At 65.8% G+C, this 2,654-nt stretch carries 2 protein-coding genes; both read right to left on the reverse strand.

The genetic code is table 11. The features are described 5' to 3' along the window. On the reverse strand, nucleotides 1-1,564 hold a 1,564-nt coding region (locus EOA85_RS32130; protein ID WP_127212412.1), incomplete at its 3' end, for a 5-guanidino-2-oxopentanoate decarboxylase. Then, nucleotides 1,561-2,409 (reverse strand): arginine deiminase family protein, encoded by an 849-nt coding sequence (locus EOA85_RS32135; RefSeq protein ID WP_127212413.1) that lies wholly within the window; start codon nucleotides 2,407-2,409, stop codon nucleotides 1,561-1,563. The genes EOA85_RS32130 and EOA85_RS32135, both read right to left, overlap by 4 nt. Between the last annotated feature and the right edge of the window lie 245 nt (nucleotides 2,410-2,654).

The following is a 2,654-nucleotide window of genomic DNA, read 5'->3' on the forward strand; positions in this document are numbered from 1 at the left end:
CGATAACATACGGCAGTCCGGTCGCCCGCGCGCGCTGGAGTGCGTCCGCCAGATGACCGATGCCGGCAAGCCGCTCGGCGGCAATGCCATAGGCCTCGGCCAGCTTGCAGAAATCAGGCGGCGCTGGCGAGACGCCGACCGGCTCGACGCCGACATCGAGCATCGAGGTTTCGATTTCGCGATAGCCGCGATTGTTCCAGACGACGAAGATCACCGGCGCCGAGGCGTCGAGCGCGGCGCCCAGTTCCGGCAGCGTGAACTGGAAACCACCGTCGCCGGTGAGACAAACGACCGGCGCATCAGGCACGGCAAGGGCCGCACCGATCGCCGCCGGCGGACCGTAGCCGAGCGCGCCGAAGCCGGTGGCGGCGTTGAACCAACTGCCCGGTCGATCATGATCGTAATAGAGGTTGGCGGCATAGACCGGCTGGGTCGAATCGCCGACAATAATCGAGCCTGGCAACGCATCGCGGATCGCCTCGACGGCTCGTGTTTGCGCCTGGAGGCTCGGGCTAATTTCGGCGAAAGCCGCTTGCCTCGTTGCAGCGGCGCGAGCCGGACCGTCGTCCGATGGCGGCTGGCCCTTGCCGATTTCGGCAAGCAGCGCCTCGAGTGCTACGCCGCAATCGGCCTGGATCGAAATCCGGGCCGGCCGGCGGGCAAGCTGGTCGGCGCCGATGTCGATGCGGATCAGATTGGTCGGCAGGACAAAGCCGCCGTCGCTATACCCATCATAGTCGGTCGGGCCGAATTCGGTGCCGGCGGCAATGACCAGATCGGCCTCGGCCATCAGCGCACGCACCGCCTTCAGACTCGGGCTCGCCGGCACGCCAAGCGGATGGCGATGCAGCAGGCCGCGGGCATTGGCCGTCTGGACAACCGGCGCTCCCATCCTTTCGGCGAGACGCTTCAGTGGCGCTTCGGCTCTCTTAGCGCCGCCGCCGGCGAGGATCAGCGGGCGGCGGGCAGCCGCGCAAAGCCTTGCCGCCTCTGCTATCGCCGCCGCATCCGGTTCGGGCGGCGCGACATTGGTCAGCAAAGCTGCGATGCCGTCGGCCGGCTTGACCATGATGTCGGTCGGGATCTCGATATGGACCGGACCGGCGCGCGATGACGAAAACAGGGCGAAGGCGCGGGCAAGCACGCCCGGCAGTTCGTCGGCGTCGGTGACACGGTGCGAGAAGAGCGCCACCTTCTCCATCATGCCACGCTGGTCGGGGAGTTCGTGCAGATGGCCGAGGCCCTTGCCCAGCGTCGGCGTGGCATTGACGCCTGAGATCACCAGCATCGGAACCGAATCGGCGCGGGCCTGGCCCATGGCGGTTATGGGGTTGGTTAGTCCCGGTCCGGTGATGACGAAGGCGACGCCAGGCTTGCCGCTGGCGCGCGCATAACCGTCGGCCATGAAGCCGGCGCCCTGCTCATGACGCGGGGTGACGTGGCGGATTTTCGAGCGCGCCAGCCCGCGATAGAGTTCGACAGTATGCACACCCGGAATGCCGAAGACCGTGTCGACGTCATGGGCTTCGAGCAAAGTGATGAGCGCTTCGCCGACTGTCATCATTGTCTGAGCACCGGACGTGTGAGGCAAGTCGGTCCGCCCTCGCAGGCAACGCACAGCGCGTCCGCCTCGAAGGTTGAAACCCTGCAGCCGGCGGCCGCCATGGCCGCCGCCGTCTTCGGGAAGCCGGCAACGGCGATCACCTCGCGCGGCGCGGTCGGCAGCACATTGGGGCTGAGACCGTTGGAGGCGAAGAACTCCTCGGCGTCGCCCTCGACCAGGCGAATGCCGCGCGCCCGCAGCATCTGGTAGAAGGCAGCCGGCAAAAGCGGTGCATAGACAAGCGCCAGATCGTCGGCGAGCGGACTGATCACCGACATCAGATGCAGGCAGGCCTCCTCGCCATGCCAGAGCGGCAGGTCGTAACCATAGACCTGGATACCCTTGGGTGTTAGCAGGTTGGCGAGTTGCTGGATGCCATCCTGATTGGTGCGCACGCCGCGGCCGACGGCCAGCGTCCGAGAATCCACCCAGACGCAGTCGCCGCCCTCGACTTGGCCGGGATGCTCGATGCGGCCGAGGATAGGCACGCCCATGCGGTTGTAGGCCGCCTCGTGCAGGCCGGGCTCAGCCAGGCGCAGCGCCTTGCCCATGGCAAGAATGATGGCGCCGTGGTCGGTCATCAGTGAAGGATCGTGTGTGAAGACGGAATCGGCAAGCCCGTCATCGGCGTCGGTCAGCCATTCGACCTCGGCGCCGGATGCCAGAACCAGCGTCGTCAGCGCCTGATGCTGGGCGGCGGCCTTTTGCGGATCGAAGCCAGGACCATAGTGCCATTCCGATGCTTTGGCGCGAGGCATGGCGCTTGCGGCGGACCGCATCAGCACGCGCTGCAGGGGCCCGGCCATGGACTGCGACCCGTATGCTTTACCCACCAAGTGCTCCTGAAACATCCCATTCAGCCAATAGCCACTCAGCGAGCCGCGATCAATGGTCCAAAAAAGCATGGTTGACGGAGGCAAGCGGAACGGTCCATCTTGAGAATGAGAAGTCTGTCCAGTGATGGTAATGGGTAAAAAATTCCAGCAGCGACGGGTCCAGCCGCTTCGTGAGGCACCCCAAAGGTGATAGCGCAAGGCACGGCCCCCGCCCT

Source organism: Mesorhizobium sp. M5C.F.Ca.IN.020.29.1.1 (assembly GCF_003997375.1).
In the GTDB taxonomy this organism is placed as follows: Bacteria; Pseudomonadota; Alphaproteobacteria; order Rhizobiales; family Rhizobiaceae; genus Mesorhizobium; species Mesorhizobium wenxiniae.

Coding starts and splice junctions, on each gene's coding strand:
- EOA85_RS32135 (WP_127212413.1), bottom strand. CDS start 2,409: ATGGCCGGGCCCCTGCAGCGCGTGCTGATGCGGTCCGCCGCAAGCGCC.